We start from the raw sequence: 16,444 nt of genomic DNA on the forward strand, positions 1-16,444 counted from the left end.
GTCAATTCAATGGTGCTCTCGTGGCTGGCTGCTCCCGAACCCGCAACGGTTACCAGACATACTGCAGCCGCAGTGTCCAAGTATTCACATCCGGCGACCCGGTGCGTTCTGACACGGTGTCAGAGTAGGCCACCAGCCCCCCGAACTGCGGGGACAGCATGAAGCCCAGGCTGGCGCCCAAGAGCACGTTTTCCTGCTTGTTGTCCTGGCCATCCCCATCGATGCGGGTTTCCCCGCCGGTGCTGTAGGTGCTGTCCAGTGACACCCACAACGCCCGGTTGACCGTATAGCTGTAGTGGCCCTCGATCGCGTACAGCGGCTTCTGCTCCAGCTTGCTGTTGCCCTGGTACTCATCGTTGTCGCCGTACAGTGAGACATAGCCGTTGATCTCCAGCCAGGTCGGCCCGATCGGCGTGCCGAAGGCGATCTCAGGCTTGACCACCCAGCGGTTGGCGCCGATGTTGATGACCCGGTCCTTGTCATAGTCGCCAGTGGGCGCAGTCAGCCACAGGGCACCACTGAAGAAGGTGTCCGGTTTCCAGTTGGCAAACTCCGCGGCGGTCAACGCCGGGGCGCCGTAGAAGTTGTGTGCGAAGACAATCTGGATATCGCCCATGCCACCGTTGTGCTTGGTGCCGCTGAAGAACCGCCCGTTGTCGAACGAGGCCGCGACGTCGGCATACGGCTGCAGGACCTGGATCGCCGAGTTGCGCCCGTCCAGGCCGAACGAGCGGGCATAGCGGAGGATGTACAGGTCGGCATTGAGCGACAGGCCATCCAGCGGCAGCGAGGTGTCAATCGGCGTGTTGGTGTCGATCAGGCTGTAGTAGCCGAACACCATGTTCAGGTCGATGGGCGTGTTCTGCCAATCGCGGGCGTTATCGGCCAGGGCCGGCTGTACGCAACAGGCGATCGACAAGGGCACTAGCAGGCGTGAGCAAGGGTGGGGGCTCATGGTGGCTCCATGCGCAGGTTGTTCATCAGTGATAGCTCATGTTCGCAGCGTGTCCCGATAAATTTGCTAGCCTCAGATCCGCAAGGGTCCGGTACAGGGCCTATGGAACCGGCCGTGGAGCATGGAATGGGGAAGCCGATCAGAGGCGTTGTCCGTGGGCTGCTGGGCGCCGTGCTGCTGGCGTGGCTGGGGAGCGCGGCGGCAAACCGCCCGCCGGCCCAGGCGCAACCCGCCGAGGGCTATGTCGCTGCGCAAACCTGCCTCGGTTGCCATGCCGACCAGGCCAGGCAATGGAAAGACTCCGACCACGGCTGGGCCATGCGCGATGCCACGCCGGCCAACGTGCTGGGCAACTTCAGTGACGCCCGCTTCGATGAAGCCGGGGTGACGGCGCGTTTCTTCCGCAGGGGGCAGGGTTTTTTCGTCAACCTGGAGGGCGAGGACGGAAAACCGGCCGACTTTCAGGTGCGCCGGACCTTTGGTCATTATCCGCTGCAGCAGTATCTCGTCGACTTGCCGCGCGGGCGCCTTCAGGCGCTGACCATCGCCTGGGACAGCCGGCCCAAGGGCGAGGGCGGACAACGCTGGTTCTCGCTGTACCCCGGGCAGCGCTTTGCCCCTGACGACCCGCTGCACTGGACCGGCCGCTACCAGAACTGGAACGGCATGTGCGCCGACTGCCATTCGACCCGCCTGCTGAAGAACTACAACGACCGCGACGACAGCTACGCCTCGACCTGGCAGGAGCAGAACGTCGGCTGCCAGAGTTGCCATGGCCCGGGCAAGGCGCACGTCGACTGGGCCAAAGCGGGCAAAACCGGCGAGAACAACGGCCTGGCCGTGGACTACAAGGCGCTGGGCAGCCAGGGCCTGGTCGAGCAGTGTGCGTACTGCCACAGCCGGCGCCAGACCCTCGGCGTCGGTATGCTGCCGGGGCATCCGCAGCTGGATCAGAGCCTGCCGGCGACCCTGCGCACCGGCCTGTACCACGCCGATGGCCAGATCGACGGCGAAGTGTATGAGTACGGCTCGTTCACCCAAAGCAAGATGTACGCCGCCGGCGTCGGTTGCACCGACTGCCACAATCCGCACACCGCCAAGGTGAAGATCGAGGGCAACGGCCTGTGCCTGCAATGCCACAACAGCCAGCCACCACTGGCGCGCTTTCCCAGCCTGCAGGCCAAGGACTACGACAGTGAAGCGCACCATCACCACCCAGCCGGCTCGCCGGGGGCGCAGTGCGTCAGTTGTCACATGCCGACCAAGACCTACATGGTGGTCGACCCGCGCCGTGATCACAGCTTGCGCATCCCGCGCCCGGACCTTGCGGGCAAGACCGCCAGCCCCGACGCCTGCACCACTTGCCACCAGGACCGTCAGCCGCAATGGGCGGCGGCCGCCATCGACGGCTGGTTCGGTGCGCGCAAGCGACCGGCGCACTACGGCGAGAACTTCCAGGCGGTGCGCAGCGGCCACGGCATCGCCCTGAGCGAGTTGAACGCGGTCCTTGCCGACAAGGGCAAGCCGGCGATCGTGCGCGCCACCGCCGCGCAGCAGATGGCCGAACTGGGCACGCGGTCGGTAATCAGCCTGGGCTGGGCCTTGAAGGACAACAGCCCGCTGGTGCGTGCCTATGCGGTAGCCGGGTTCGCCAGTGTGCCGCCCGAACAACGCCTGCAACCGTTGTTGCCGCTGCTCGAGGATCCCGCCCTGACGGTGCGCGACGAAGCGGTGCGTGTGCTGGCCGGGGTGCCCGCTGCACAGGTGCCGGAGCAGGCCCGTGATGCGTTTGCCACGATGCTGGCCGATTACGAGCGCCGCCTGCGCGGTAACGCCGACCTGCCGGGCGGGCGCCTGAACCTGGCGGTGCTGCTCAGCCGCCAGGGCCGTGACGCCGAGGCCATGGGCGAGTACCGCCAGGCTTTACGGTTCGATCCGTACTTCGTACCGGCGCGGGTCAACCTGGTGACGCTCGCCAGTGCCGCGCAACAGTTCGATGAGGCCGAGCAGGTACTGCGCGAGGGCGTGGCGCTCGACAAGATGCCCGCCAGCGACCACGGCAACCTGGCCTACATGCTGGCCTTGCTGCTGGTCGAACGCGGCCAGCAGGACGAAGCGCTGCAATGGATGGAGCGCGCGGCCGTGGCACTGCCGGGCAATACACGGATTCGCTACAACCAAGGGCTGTTGCTGGCGCGGCTGGAGCGCCGCGACGAGGCCATCGCCGCGCTGCGCAGCGGCCTGGAACAGTCGCCCGACGACCCGGACCTGCTTTATTCGTTGATCTACCTGCATGCCCTGGCCGGTGAGCGCGCCGACGCCTTTGGCTACGTCAAGCGGCTGCGCCAGGCGGCGCCCGACGACCCGCGGTTACAGGCGATTGAACCGTACTGGCAAAAACCCTGAGCTGGCGAAGCCATCAGGCGCTGCTAGATTTAGCCCATACCAAGGCGACCAGGGAGCCAGAGCGTGAGCATACGCGAGGAAATTGCGGCGCTGGAGGCGCGTGTCGCCGAGCAGGTCCTGGGGCAGGCCGAGACCATTCGGCATGTGCTGCTGGGCCTGTTGGCCAACGGCCACGTCCTGCTCGAAAGCTTGCCGGGGCTGGCCAAGACCCGCACGGTCAAGGCCCTGGCCACGCACCTGGACGCCAAGATGCGGCGTATCCAGTTCACCCCGGACCTGCTGCCCTCGGACATCACCGGCGGCGAGATCCTGCAGCAGACCAGCGACGGTAACCAGATCAGGTTCCAGCCCGGCCCGCTGTTCGGCAATGTGATCCTGGCCGACGAGATCAACCGGGCCCCGGCCAAGGTCCAGGCGGCGCTGCTTGAAGCCATGGAAGAGCGGCAGATCACCGTGGCCGGGCAGAGTTACGCCATGCCGGCACTGTTCATGGTGATGGCGACACAGAACCCGATAGAGCAAGAAGGCACCTATCCGCTGCCCGAAGCGCAGATGGACCGCTTCCTGATGAAGTTGCAGCTGGATTATCCCAAGGTCGAGGATGAAGCCTTGGTATTGCGCCTGGTGCGCAATGAAGAAGCCCAAGGCCGCGTGGGCACGCAAACCCCTGAGCAACTGGCGCAGGAGGTGGTGTTCGCTGCTCGCGCCGAAATTGCGCAAGTGCATGTGGCCGAGACGATCGATCGCTACCTGGTCGGCCTGGTCAATGCCACCCGGCACCCGGCCGACTACGATGACGACCTGGCGCGCTGGATCCGCATCGGCGCCAGCCCGCGTGGCGGCATCAGCCTGGACCGGGTGGCACGCGCCCATGCCTGGCTGGCCGGCAACGCCTTCGTCACCCCGGACGATGTGCGTGCGGTCGCCCACCCGGTGCTGCGCCATCGCTTGCAGCTCAGCTATGACGCGGTCGCTGAAGCCGTTACCGCCGACCAGGTGATCGACCGCCTGCTCGATCGCGTGGCGATCCCGGCCTGAGCCATGGCCCCGACCGCCGACGGTTTCGTCTACGCCTCGCTTGCACAGCTGATGGCGTTGGAGCAGCGCATCGGCGCGCTCAGCTTCGTCGCTCGCCAGCCGCTGTCCAGCATCCTGGCCGGCGGCCATGCCTCGCGCCTGCGAGGGCGCGGGCTGAGCTTCGACGAACTGCGCCGCTACCAGCCGGGTGATGACCTGCGCCACCTCGATTGGCGCGCCTCGCTGCGGTTCGGCAAGCCGTTCGTGCGCACTTTTACCGAGGAGCGGGATCGCCCGACCTGGCTGCTGGTGGACCAGCGCATGAGCATGTTCTTCGGCTCGCAGCGCAGCTTCAAATCGGTGGTGGCAGCGGAACTGGCGGCCATCTCGGCGTGGATGGCCTTGCGCGCGGGTGACCGGGTGGGCGGGCTGGTGTTCGATGACCAGCAGGTCCGCCAGGTGCGCCCCTTGCGCAGCCGCGCCCGGGTGGAAGCGCTGTGCGCGGCCATTGTCGGCAGCAACCAGGCCTTGTCCGCCACCGGCCCCGACACCGAGAACGAGCGGCAGCTGGACACCGCCTTGCGCCAATGCATCGCCCTGACCGGGCATGATGCGCTGGTGTGCATCATCAGTGACTTTGCCGGGGTATCGACGCACACCTTGCAGTTGCTGCGTCAGCTCAGCGCGCACAACGATGTGATCGCCATGCAGGTCTACGACCCACTGGCCCTGAGTTTGCCGGCACAGGGCCGGCTCACCGTGACCCAGGGCGAACTGCAGGTGGAGATGCAGATCGATCGTCGCCAGGTCAGCCGCCCCCTGGGGGCGTACCTCAGCGGGCGCTTGCAGGAGGTGGCAGACCTGCTGCGGCGCAGCCAGATTCCGCTGCTGATGATCAGTACCGCCGAAGAGCCGCTGGTGCAGTTGCGCCGTGAACTGGGGCGACTGCCCGGTGGCAGCCGGTGAGCGCGCCAGTGGTGCCGGATATCGCCCAGCTGCAGGAACTGCCGCTGGCGGTACCGCCGTTCAGTTATGTGCCGCAGACCTGGGGTTGGTGGGTGCTGCTTGCTGTACTGCTGCTGGCCGGCGTGGCCTGGGCGCTGCGCCGCCGTTGGCGTTGGCAGCGGGAGCGCTACCGGCGCGAAGCACTGGCTTGCTGCGCCCAACTGGCACAAGGGGCAAACGAGCCGCAGCAGCGATTACAGGCGCTGCGTGAGTTGCCGGTGTTGCTCAAGCGGGTTGGGCTGTCGATGCCCGATGCGCCGCCCGTGGCCACACTGGCAGGCGAGCAATGGCAGGCTTTTCTGGTGGCGCGTGCAAAGGCGCCGTTACCCGCGGATTTCGCGGCCCGCCTGCACGCGCTGAGCTATGCCCCGGCCAGTGACCTGCTGGCCATCCCGCAGTCGGAGGTCAACGACTTGTTCGCCCTGAGCCGGCAATGGATCGAGACCCATCATGTGGCAGTTTGACTACCCGTGGGTATTGGCCGCGCTGCCGCTGGCGTGGCTGGCCTGGCACTACCTGGCAGCCTACCGCGAAGCACGCAGTGCCGTGCGCGTACCATTCTTCGCCGCCATGAGCCGGGCAGCGGGGCTTACCCCGCGCACCGATAGCGGCGGGCGGCGCTGGCAAACCGTGCTCAACCTGGTGGTCTGGGCCCTGCTGACGGCGGCCTGTGCGCGGCCGGTGTGGGTCGAGCAAGCCATCGAACACAACCAGCCGGTGCGCGACATGATGCTCGCCATCGACATCTCGCAATCCATGGAAACCCGTGACTACACGGCGGCCGATGGCACCCGCAGCGACCGCCTGGGCGTGGTCAGGGACGTGGTGCACGGCTTCATCACCCGGCGCAAGGATGACCGCATCGGCCTGATCGTGTTCGGCACAGGCGCCTACCCACAGGCGCCGCTGACCCTCGACCATGCCAGCCTGCAATTGCTGCTGGACCAGGTGGGCATCGGCATGGCCGGCCCGAACACCGCGCTGGGCGATGCGATCGGGCTCAGCATCAAGCTGTTCGCCCAGGCCCATGAGCAGGACAAGGTGCTGATCCTGCTCACCGACGGCAACGACACCGGCAGCGCCATCACCCCGGCCCATGCGGCGCAACTGGCCAAGGCGCAGGGCATCGTGATCCACACCATCGGCATCGGCGACCCCCAGGCCAGTGGTGAAGCCAAGGTCGACCTGGGGTTGCTGCAGGACATTGCCCGGCAGACGGGCGGGCGGTTCTTCCGCGCCGATGACCGCGACGCGTTGCAGCAGGTGTACACCACACTCGACAGCATCACCCCGCACGAGGTGAAGACCTTGCGCCACCAGCCCAAGCGCGACCTGTTCTGGTGGCCGTTGGGCGCGGCGCTGGCGTTGCTGGTGGTCAGCCATGGGCTGGGCGCCGCGCTTGGCAGCCGATCGCTGGTGCGAGGAGGGTAGGATGGAGTTCGATTTCAGCGCGTTCCACTTCTTGCGTCCTTATTGGCTGCTGCTGATGGTGCCGGCGCTGTTGCTGCCATGGCTGTGGACGCGCCGGCATGACCTGAAGCGCCAGTTGGACGGGGTCATCGCCCCGCACCTGGTTGCCGCACTGGTCATCACCCCCGAACAGCGCCAGATCCTGCGCCCGGTGCACCTGCTGGCGCTGCTGCTCGGCCTTGGCGCAGTGGCCGCTGCGGGGCCGACCTGGACCGAAGACCGGCCAGGTTTTCTCGACAACCGCGCCCCGCTGATCCTGGCCTTCGACCTGTCGCCGTCGATGGACGCCGACGATGTGCCACCGTCGCGGCTCACAGCGGCCAAGCACAAGATGCACGACCTGCTCAAGCGCCGTGCCGGGGCGCGCACGGCCTTGATCGCTTACGCCGGTAGCGCCCATCTGGTGCTGCCAGCCACGCAAGACCCCGGCCTGCTGGACAGCTTCATGCAGGCGCTGGACACCTCGCTGATGACCCGCGCCGGCAGGGACGTGCCCGGTGTGATCGACCAGGCCAAAACGCTGCTGGCAGCCGAAAAGGTACCGGGAACCCTGGTGCTGATCACCGACGGCGCCGATGCCGCGCAGTTCGACGCCATCAGCGAACACCTGAAGGGTAGCGACCTGCAAGTGCTGGTGCTGGCCGTCGGTAGCCAGAACCGTGGCGTGCTGCATGACCGCCAGGGGCGCCCGCGGGTGGGCAGCGATGGCCGGCCGTTGCTGGCAAATTTCGACGCCGAAGGCCTGAAGGGCCTGGCCCACGCCGCCGACGCACCGCTGGGCAGCCTGACCCTGAACGATGACGACCTGGACTGGATCGAGCTGCATGCCCAGCGGCATTTTCAGGCGGTGCAGGACGAAGGCAAGCAGGTGCACTGGAAGGACGCCGGCTACTGGCTGTGCTGGCCGCTGGCACTGATCGCGCTGTTCTGCGTGCGTCGAGGCTGGCAGGTGCACTGGCTGGCAGTGGCACTGATGCTATTGGCCGGCGCACCGCAAGCAGCGCGGGCAGGGGCGCTGGTCGATGCGTTCATGACCCCTGACCAGCAAGGGCGCTGGGCCTTCGAGCATGGCCACTTCCCCGAAGCGGCGGCGCACTTCCATGACCCGTACTGGCGTGCTGTAGCGGCCTACCAGGCTGCCGACTACCAGGCCGCGCTGGCCGACTTCGCCCAGCTGGACTCAGCGCCGGCGTATTTCTACCTGGGTAATATCTACGTGCGCCTGTTCAAGTTCCCCGAGGCGATTACAGCTTACCAGCAGGCCTTGCAGCGTCAGCCGGACTTTCCCCAGGCCAGCGCCAACCTGGCCCTGGCGCAAGCCTTGCAAAACGACTACGACGATCAGCAGAAGGCCGGCACACCCGACGAAAAGGCCGACAAGCTGGTCGAGGACCAGACTTCCAGCAAAGGTGCCCAGCAGCGCGAACAAGTGACCACAAAGGCCGCTTCCGACGACGCCTGGCTGAACAACCTGACGACGTCGCCGGCACAGTTCCTCAAGCGCAAGTTCGCGTTGCAGGATGCCGCACGCCAACCTTCCGGAGCGTCGCCATGAGCCGCCTGGCCTGCCTGTTACTGCTGTGCCTGCCGTGCCTCGCCTGGGCAGACCCGGATGTACGGGTCCAAAGCCGCCTGGTACCGGCGGACGGCGCCCTGGTCGGCGGGACCGTAAGCCTGCAGGTGGACCTGCTGGTGGACAGCTGGTTCACCGCCGCGCCGGTGCTGCCGCAACTGCAGCTGCCGGGTGCGATCATCACGCCGCCAAACGGTGAGGCCCAGCGCCTGAACCAGAAGATCGACGGCAAGGCGTTTTTCGGCCTGCGCTACACCTGGCAGATCACCCCACAGACAGCCGGGACATTTCACATCCCGGCGCTGAGTTATCAGGTTCAACCGGGGCCGGGCAATGTGCCGGTCACGGTCGCTGGCGAACCTCTGAGCTTCAGCGCCAAGGCCCTGGCCGGTGCCGGTAACCAGCCGCACCTGATCGCGAGCCACGTGAAGCTGAGCCAGGCCATACAGCTGTCGCACGACCCGCTGCGGGTCGGCGACAGCATCACCCGCACGCTGAGCCTGCAGGCCGAAGGGGCCCAGGCCATGTCGATGCCGGCACCGACATTCGTCGAGGTCGACGGGCTGAAGCGCTATGTGCAGCCACCGCAGGTCAAGCCGCTGGGCGATGGCCGAGGTGGCACTGTCGGTGGCGCACGGGAGGACAGCGTGACCTATGTGGTCGAGCGGGCCGGCGCGCTCACACTGCCCGCCGTCCAGATGAAGTGGTGGGATCTTGCTGGCAATGGCCATGACGTATCGGCCGACGCGGCGTCATTCAAAGCCTCAGCAGCAGAATACCGAGCGCCGTTCTCCATTGACGACGACTTGCGCGCCCTTGGCCAGCAGGCACGAATCAAGGTCGGCGGGCACTGGCTGCTGATCACCGTGGCCTTGCTCGGGGGCACGCTGTTGGTCTGGCTGTGCCGACGTGGGTTCGAACCTGCCCGTGGTGCGTTGCGTCGCTGGCGTGAAAAGCGCCGGGCGCGCTGGCTGGGCTCGGCGGACTACGCCTGGGCAGGCCTGGTTCGTCAGCTGCGCGAGCGCCCGCCACGGCTGGATGCGTTGTACCTCTGGGTACGACGTGTCAGCGGCAAACGGACGCTGCAAAGTTTTTTTGAACTTTCTCCCGACACAGCTGACGTTCGTTGCCTAGACTTGCTCCAGATTCGCTATAGGGCGGTGTCCGACGACGTCTATCTACCTGCCCCCCTGCTGGAAAACCTGCGCCGTGTGCGGCAGCGCATCAAGCATGAAAACGCCGCCGATCAGCGCCACGCGTTGAAACCGTTGAACCCCTGACACCCTCAGGGCAATGACAAGGACTTGCCATGCATACGCTGCCTCGCCTGCATTGGTTGTTGAGCCTTCTGTTGCTGGCTCCGTTGATCGCCCAGGCAACAGAGCCCTTGCCCTCCTGGAACGAAGGGGCTTCGCGGCAGGCCATCGTCAGCTTCGTCGACGCCGTGACCGAGGCGGGCGGCAAGCAGTATGTGCCGGTGCCGGAGCGCATTGCGGTGTTCGACAACGACGGTACCCTGTGGAGCGAGCAGCCGCTGTATTTCGAGGTGCTGTTTTCTATCGACGAAGTGCGCCGCCTGGCCCCGGAGCATCCCGAATGGAAGACCGAGCAGCCGTTCAAGGCCGTGCTCGAAGATGACCGCAAGGCCTTGGCCGACAGTGGCATGGACGGCCTGCTGAAAATCGTCGCGGCCACCCACGCCGGCGTCAGCACCGAACAGTTCATTGCCCGCAGCCGGCACTGGCTGGCCAGCGCAAAACACCCGAAAACCGCCAAGCCCTACACCGAGATGGTCTTCCAGCCCATGCTCGAACTGCTGGCTTATCTGCGGGCCAACGGCTTCAAGACCTACATCGTTTCCGGCGGTGAAGTCGCCTTCATGCGCGCCTTTGCCGAGGAGGTCTACGGCATCCCACCCGAACAGGTGATCGGCACCACCCTCGATGCACGTTTCGTCGACGCCGACGGCCAGCTCTCGATCCTTCGCCAACCCAAGCTGCTGCACAACGACGACGGGCCGGGCAAACCGGTCAGCATCGATTCGATCATCGGCCGCCGGCCACTGCTGGCCTTCGGCAACTCCGACGGCGACCTACAGATGCTGCAGTGGACCAAGGCCGGACCAGGCCTGCGCTTCGCCGGGCTGGTGCACCACACCGATGCCGCGCGTGAGTGGGCCTATGACCGTGACAGCCAGGTCGGGCGCCTGGACAAGGCGCTGGTCAAGGCCAACGAGCAGGGCTGGACGGTGGTCGACATGGCCCGCGATTGGCGGCGTATCTACCCGTTTGATCAGAGCAGGTAAATGTAACCCGGGACCGCAGGCGCACAGGGACCAGCTAGGCAGTCGGCACTCACGTGCACGTAGTCGTGGCACATGCCAGTAACGTGAAACGGAGAAGTGACCAATGAACTGGAGCAGCAGACGGTGGATCACCACCATGACCCTGGCGGCCAGTACGGCGCTGGGCGGCAGTATTGCCTGTGCCGCCGACAAGCCGAACATCCTGGTGATCTTTGGTGATGACATCGGCCAGACCAATATCAGCGCCTATAGCAAAGGGGTCGTTGGCTACCAGACGCCCAACATCGACCGCATCGCCAAAGAAGGCATGATGTTCACCGACTACTACGCGGAGAACAGCTGCACCGCCGGGCGCTCGACCTTCATCACCGGGCAGACGGCCTTGCGTACCGGCCTGTCGAAGGTTGGCATGCCAGGCGTACCGGTCGGCCTGCAGGCCCGCGATGTCACCATTGCCCAGGCGCTCAAGGCCCACGGCTACGCCACCGGCCAGTTCGGCAAGAACCACCTGGGTGACAAGGACGAGTACCTGCCGACCAACCACGGCTTCGACGAGTTCTTCGGCAACCTCTATCACCTCAATGCCGAGGAGGAGCCTGAGCGCCCATACTGGCCCAAGGATGACGCCGACTTCGTCAAGGCCGCATCGCCACGCGGGGTGATCAAGTCCAGCGCCGACGGCAAGATCGAAGACACCGGTGCGCTGACCAAGAAGCGCATGGAAACCATCGACGACGAAACCACTCAGGCGGCGATCAACTTCATCGACAAGCAGGTCAAGGCCGACAAGCCGTTCTTCGTCTGGATGAACACCACCCGCATGCACGCTTTCACCCACGTGCGCGAGGCCATGCAAGGGCAGAGCGGCATGCTCGGCAACGAGTACGCCGACGGCATGATCGAGCACGATGGCGATGTCGGCAAGCTGCTCAAGACCCTCGACGACCTGAAGGTCGCCGACAACACCATCGTCGTCTACACCACCGACAACGGGCCGAACCAGTGGTCATGGCCGGATGCGGCCACCACGCCGTTCCGCAACGAGAAGAACTCCAACTGGGAGGGTGCCTACCGGGTGCCGGCCATCGTGCGCTGGCCAGGCAAGATCAAGGCCGACTCGGTCTCCACCCAGATGTTCTCTGGGCTGGACTGGTTCCCGACCCTGCTGGCCGTTGCCGGCGACACCGACATCAAGGAACGCCTGCTCAAGGGCGCCGACGTGGGTGGCAAGAACTTCAAGGTGCACCTGGACGGCTTCAACCAGCTGGACTACCTGACTGGCAAGACCGACAAGAGCGCCCGTACCGAGTTCTACTACTTCAGTGACGATGGCGACCTGGTGGGCATGCGCTATAACGACTGGAAGGTGGTGTTCTGCGAGCAGCGTGCGCCGGGCGGCCTGAAGGTCTGGAGCGAGCCGTTCACCTGCCTGCGGGTGCCCAAGCTGTTCAACCTGCGCATGGACCCTTACGAGCGAGCCGACGTCGTGTCTGACCAGTACTACGACTTCCTGACCAAGAACGACTACCTGATCTTCGATGGTGTTCGTCGCTCGGCAGCGTTCCTGCAAACCTTCGTCGATTACCCGCCGAGCCAGAAACCGGCCAGCTTCAGCATCGACCAGATTCGTGCTGAAGTGGACAGGAAGATCGAAGAGAAGATGAAGAAGCAATGAGGTGACGGGCGCCCGCCACTGGCGGGCGCTTACCTTTTCTGCCACTCGGGCCGACACCCGATAAGGTCGTTCGATGCGCGCAGCTGTCAGTCCATCCCACCGTCATGCTGCAGTCGCCGACCCGGCAACCCGCGGCCATCCCTTGCAGGTGCTCGTACCCGCCAGCCTGCTGTTTTTCTCTGGCACGGCGGCGCTGGTGTACCAGGTATTGTGGGTCAAGCAACTGTCCCTGGTCGTAGGGGTGGAGGTGTACGCCATCACTGCCGGGATCAGTGCATTCTTCATCGGCCTGGCCCTGGGTGGCCTGGCCTTCGGGCGCTGGGCCGACAGGCTGGCGCGCCCGGTCAGGCTGTATGCCAGCCTGGAACTGGCGGTGGCCGTGCTGGGCGTGCTGGCAACCCTGGCACTGGCAAACAGCGCAGGGCTGTTCGCCCGGCTGGAGGCGAGCATCGGCCTGCTGGCCTGGGGGCTGCCGTTCCTGTTGGTCGGTGTTCCGGCGTTCTTCATGGGCGGCACGCTGCCGGTGCTGATGAGGGCGCTGACGCCCGGCCAGGGGCAGATGGCCGAGGCGGGCGGGCGCCTGTATGCGGCCAATACCGCTGGCGCCATTGCCGGTACGCTGCTGACGGCATTCGTGTTGCTGCCGGGGTACGGCGTCACCGGCAGCGCGTTGATCGCGGCCGGGCTCAACCTGCTGGCCGCTGGCGGCGCCTGGCTCTATCGTCGACGCGACCAACAGGTGCCGCTCACGCAAGCGCAAGTCCCGGTCAACCGAACGGGCGCGGCGCGCCTGGCCATTGCCCTGTACTGCGTGGCGGGCGGCGTGGCGCTCGGCTACGAAGTGGTCTGGACCCAGTCCATCGTGCAATTCATGAGCACCCGCGCCTTCGCCTTTGCCGTGGTGCTGGCCACGTATCTGCTGGGCCTGATGCTGGGCAGCGCGATCTATGCGCGCCGCGCCGACCGCATGGCTGACCCGTGGGGCCTGTTCGGCCTGTTGATTGCCCTGGCAGGTTTGCTGGCACTGCTGCTGGTGGCCGGGCTGGGGCGTTGGCTGATCGTCGCCCAGACCGAGGTCGAAGCGCTGGTGCTGCAACTCACCGGTAACGCGTTGGCCGGCATGTCTGCGCGTTTCGCCAGCGCAGCGCTGTGCGTGGTGTTTCTGCCGACCACGCTGCTCGGTGCGGCGTTTCCGCTGGTATTGCGACTGGCTGTCGAGCGTGGCCAGGTGGGTCGCGATGTCGGTACCGTGGTGGCGTTGAACACCCTTGGCGGGATTGCCGGGGTGATGCTGGTGGGCTTCGTGCTGGTACCGCAGTTGGGGCTGGTGCGCACCTTGAGCGTGCTGGCGGTGCTGGCCGCCGTGGTCGGGTGCCTGGCGATGTGGCGGGGGCGGGCAGTGCACAAGGGCCTGCGCGTGGCCATCCTCGGGGTCGCCTTGAGCACCTTGGTGGTCGGGGTGCTGACGCCGCCGCAAAAGCTGGCTGAGTTGCTGCCCGGGGCACGCAGCGGCCAGATCACCTTCTATGAAGAAGGGCGCGGCGGCACGGTGGCGGTGGTCAGCCAGCAACGCCCAGGTGGCGCCTTCAACCGCTTGTATATCCAGGGCGTGTCGAACACCGGCGACTCAATGCCTTCATTGCGCTACATGCGCTTGCAGGCCTTGCTGCCGTTGCTGATCCATAACCGCGAGCCGCGCTCGGCGCTGGTGATCGGGTTCGGCACCGGTATCACCGCTGGCGCCATGCTGCGCTACCCGGGCCTGCAGCGCCCGGTGGTGGCGGAGCTGCTGGCGGAGGTGCTGGCAGCGGCGCCGCTGTTCAACGGCAACTATGCGGCGATGAGTGATCCGCGCCTGGAGATCCGCCTGCGCGATGGCCGACGGGAACTGCTGCGCAGCGCCGAGCGCTATGACCTGATCACCCTGGAGCCGCCACCCCCATCGGCCAGCGGGGTGGTGAACCTGTATTCGCGGGACTTCTACGCACTGGCGGCTTCGCGCCTGGAGGCCGGTGGCATCGTCGCCCAGTGGCTGCCGTTGCCGACTCAGAACGAAGATGACACGCGTTCGCTGGTGCGCAGCTTCCTCGATGTGTTCCCCCACGCCAGCCTGTGGACCACCGAGTTCCATGAAACCTTGCTGATCGGCTCGCTTGAACCGATGCAGCTCGACGTTGCCAGGATCAGCCAGCGTTTTGCCCAGCCCACGGTGGCCGGGGCGCTGGCCGAGGTCGGGGTGGATTCGGTGGAGGCGCTGCTGGCCACCTGGCTCACCGACCGTGAAGGCCTGGTGCGCTTCGCCGGGGATGCCGCGGCGGTGACCGATGACCGCCCGCGCATCGAGTATGCGCCGTGGGTACGCGCACGCGAGATAACCCGTGTGCTGCCGCCGCTGCTGGCACTGCGTACGCCACCGCCCTTGCAGGGCGGCGAAGACAGCCTTCGGGCAGGCGTCGAGGCGCGCTGGGGCCTGCTGCGCACGTTCTATGGGGTAAGCCTGCTGGCTTACCAAGGTAACCGCCAGGCGTGGGCGCGGGAGGTCCGTCAACTGATGCAGGCGGACGGCGCGAACCCGTATTTCCGTTGGTTCTTCGCCGGCGGGCAGTGATTTATTCCAGAGGAGTCGATCGCATCATGGCATCCCGACGTGCAGCTGCTCGCAAGCCCAAAGCCGACAGTGTACCGAACCAGATTTTCCGCGCCCGCGAAGAGCGCGTTGCCGATGGCAAGCGTTTGCGCGACACGGTGCCGCGAGAGAGCCATGGCAAATGGAAGCCGGCGCGCCAGCGCGACGTCATTGCCCTGCTGGAAAAGTCCAACCGCGACCGCCTGCAGGACCTGGTGCCCATCCGCTATGGGCGCATGCTGCGCAGCCCGTTCACCTTCCTGCGTGGTTCGGCGGCGCTGATGGCCCATGACCTGGCCCAGGGGCCGAACATCGGCGTCAACGTACAGGCTTGTGGCGACTGCCACCTGCTTAATTTTGGCCTGTTTGCCACCCCCGAGCGCAACCTGGTGTTCGACCTCAACGACTTCGACGAAACCCTGCCCGCACCCTGGGAATGGGACATCAAGCGGCTGGTCGCCAGCTTTGCCGTGGCGGCCCGCGATAATGGCGCGGGCGACGCGCAAGCGCACAAGGTTGCAGTTGCCTGCGCCCGGGCTTACCGCGAGCACTTGCGGCGGTTCTCGAAGATGAAGCCGCTCGAGGTCTGGTACTCGCGCCTGGACGCGCAAACGATGCTGGACACTGCCCCCGACGCCAAGGCCCGCAAGTTCCGCCAGCAACTGTTCGACCGCGCCCGTGAGCGCGTGATGGAAAGCGTGTTTCCGAAGATCGCCGGGCAGGTGGGGGGCCAGCCACGCATCGTCGACCAGCCACCGGTCATCCAGCATGTCGATGATCCGGACTTTCTCGAGCGCGTGCGCAGCAGCCTGGAGGCCTATCGGCTGAGCCTGTCGGACGAGCGCCGGGTGTTGCTCGACCGCTATCGCCTGGTGGATGCTGCGCTCAAGGTGGTCGGCATCGGCAGCGTGGGCACGCGCTGCTATATCGGGCTGTTGTTCTCCGAGGAAAACCACCCGTTGATCCTGCAGTTCAAGGAGTCCTGCCGCTCGGTGCTGGAACCTTATGCCGGCAAGAGCCAGTACGATAACCAGGGCCAGCGGGTGGTGATGGGGCAGCGGCTGATGCAATCGTCCAGCGACATCTTTTTGGGTTGGGTCAGGGGCCCGGCCGGGTACGACTTCTTTGTCCGGCAACTGCGCGACATGAAAATGTCGGTGCCGCTGGAACACATCAACACCACGCAACTGGAGCGCTATGCCGACTTCTGCGGCATGACCCTGGCACGTGCCCACGCCAAGTCCGGCGATGCCGCGACCATTACCGGCTACCTGGGCAAGAGCGACGTCTTCGACCTGGCCCTGGGCGATTTTGCCCTGCTGTATGCCGACCAGACCGAGCGCGACCATGAACAGTTGCTCAAGGCAGCACGTTCGGGTCGGGTAAACGTGATCCACGAAGAGGAATGACGG

At 65.9% G+C, this 16,444-nt stretch carries 12 protein-coding genes; 11 read left to right on the forward strand and 1 reads right to left on the reverse strand.

What is annotated here, in order from left to right; translation table 11 throughout:
• Window positions 1-49 precede the first annotated feature (49 nt).
• Entirely contained in the window at window positions 50-955 is a 906-nt protein-coding gene (locus CAF78_RS20765; protein ID WP_085677536.1) for a transporter, read from the reverse strand.
• A 126-nt stretch (window positions 956-1,081) separates the two neighbouring features.
• On the opposite strand from CAF78_RS20765, the gene CAF78_RS20770 reads away from it, so the two are divergent.
• From CAF78_RS20770 to CAF78_RS20820, 11 genes are all read left to right on the forward strand, one after another.
• On the forward strand, window positions 1,082-3,361 hold the full coding sequence (locus CAF78_RS20770; RefSeq protein ID WP_085677537.1) for a tetratricopeptide repeat protein: 2,280 nt from the start codon (window positions 1,082-1,084) through the stop codon (window positions 3,359-3,361).
• A gap of 63 nt (window positions 3,362-3,424) precedes the next feature.
• A complete protein-coding gene (locus tag CAF78_RS20775; RefSeq protein ID WP_085677538.1) occupies window positions 3,425-4,399 on the forward strand; it encodes a MoxR family ATPase in 975 nt (324 codons plus the stop codon).
• A gap of 3 nt (window positions 4,400-4,402) precedes the next feature.
• Window positions 4,403-5,344: a DUF58 domain-containing protein gene (locus tag CAF78_RS20780; protein WP_085677539.1), complete on the forward strand. Its 942-nt coding sequence runs from the start codon at window positions 4,403-4,405 to the stop codon at window positions 5,342-5,344.
• On the forward strand, window positions 5,341-5,847 hold the full coding sequence (locus CAF78_RS20785; RefSeq protein WP_085677540.1) for a DUF4381 domain-containing protein: 507 nt from the start codon (window positions 5,341-5,343) through the stop codon (window positions 5,845-5,847). Before CAF78_RS20780 ends, CAF78_RS20785 begins: the two co-directional genes overlap by 4 nt.
• Window positions 5,834-6,814, forward strand: coding sequence for a VWA domain-containing protein (locus tag CAF78_RS20790; RefSeq protein WP_085677541.1), 981 nt, complete (start codon window positions 5,834-5,836; stop codon window positions 6,812-6,814). The genes CAF78_RS20785 and CAF78_RS20790 overlap by 14 nt, the downstream gene beginning before the upstream one ends.
• Window position 6,815: 1 nt before the next feature.
• Entirely contained in the window at window positions 6,816-8,408 is a 1,593-nt protein-coding gene (locus CAF78_RS20795) for a VWA domain-containing protein (RefSeq protein ID WP_085677542.1), read from the forward strand.
• A complete protein-coding gene (locus CAF78_RS20800) occupies window positions 8,405-9,706 on the forward strand; it encodes a BatD family protein (RefSeq protein WP_085677543.1) in 1,302 nt (433 codons plus the stop codon). The genes CAF78_RS20795 and CAF78_RS20800 overlap by 4 nt, the downstream gene beginning before the upstream one ends.
• Window positions 9,707-9,735: 29 nt before the next feature.
• Window positions 9,736-10,731, forward strand: coding sequence for an HAD family phosphatase (locus tag CAF78_RS20805; RefSeq protein ID WP_085677544.1), 996 nt, complete (start codon window positions 9,736-9,738; stop codon window positions 10,729-10,731).
• Between the two features lie 136 nt (window positions 10,732-10,867).
• Window positions 10,868-12,406: an arylsulfatase gene (locus CAF78_RS20810; protein WP_143515082.1), complete on the forward strand. Its 1,539-nt coding sequence runs from the start codon at window positions 10,868-10,870 to the stop codon at window positions 12,404-12,406.
• Between the two features lie 73 nt (window positions 12,407-12,479).
• Window positions 12,480-15,014: a fused MFS/spermidine synthase gene (locus CAF78_RS20815; protein WP_143515078.1), complete on the forward strand. Its 2,535-nt coding sequence runs from the start codon at window positions 12,480-12,482 to the stop codon at window positions 15,012-15,014.
• A gap of 26 nt (window positions 15,015-15,040) precedes the next feature.
• Window positions 15,041-16,441 carry a DUF2252 domain-containing protein gene (locus CAF78_RS20820; RefSeq protein ID WP_085677546.1) on the forward strand — a complete coding sequence of 467 codons (1,401 nt, stop codon included), beginning with the start codon at window positions 15,041-15,043 and terminating at the stop codon, window positions 16,439-16,441.
• Window positions 16,442-16,444 lie beyond the last annotated feature (3 nt).

The organism is Pseudomonas sp. R28(2017) (assembly GCF_002112505.1).
Taxonomy (GTDB): Bacteria; Pseudomonadota; Gammaproteobacteria; order Pseudomonadales; family Pseudomonadaceae; genus Aquipseudomonas.

Coding starts and splice junctions, on each gene's coding strand:
- CAF78_RS20765 (WP_085677536.1), bottom strand. CDS start 955: ATGAGCCCCCACCCTTGCTCACGCCTGCTAGTGCCCTTGTCGATCGCC.
- CAF78_RS20770 (WP_085677537.1), top strand. CDS start 1,082: ATGGGGAAGCCGATCAGAGGCGTTGTCCGTGGGCTGCTGGGCGCCGTG.
- CAF78_RS20780 (WP_085677539.1), top strand. CDS start 4,403: ATGGCCCCGACCGCCGACGGTTTCGTCTACGCCTCGCTTGCACAGCTG.
- CAF78_RS20790 (WP_085677541.1), top strand. CDS start 5,834: ATGTGGCAGTTTGACTACCCGTGGGTATTGGCCGCGCTGCCGCTGGCG.
- CAF78_RS20795 (WP_085677542.1), top strand. CDS start 6,816: ATGGAGTTCGATTTCAGCGCGTTCCACTTCTTGCGTCCTTATTGGCTG.
- CAF78_RS20800 (WP_085677543.1), top strand. CDS start 8,405: ATGAGCCGCCTGGCCTGCCTGTTACTGCTGTGCCTGCCGTGCCTCGCC.
- CAF78_RS20805 (WP_085677544.1), top strand. CDS start 9,736: ATGCATACGCTGCCTCGCCTGCATTGGTTGTTGAGCCTTCTGTTGCTG.
- CAF78_RS20810 (WP_143515082.1), top strand. CDS start 10,868: ATGACCCTGGCGGCCAGTACGGCGCTGGGCGGCAGTATTGCCTGTGCC.
- CAF78_RS20815 (WP_143515078.1), top strand. CDS start 12,480: ATGCGCGCAGCTGTCAGTCCATCCCACCGTCATGCTGCAGTCGCCGAC.
- CAF78_RS20820 (WP_085677546.1), top strand. CDS start 15,041: ATGGCATCCCGACGTGCAGCTGCTCGCAAGCCCAAAGCCGACAGTGTA.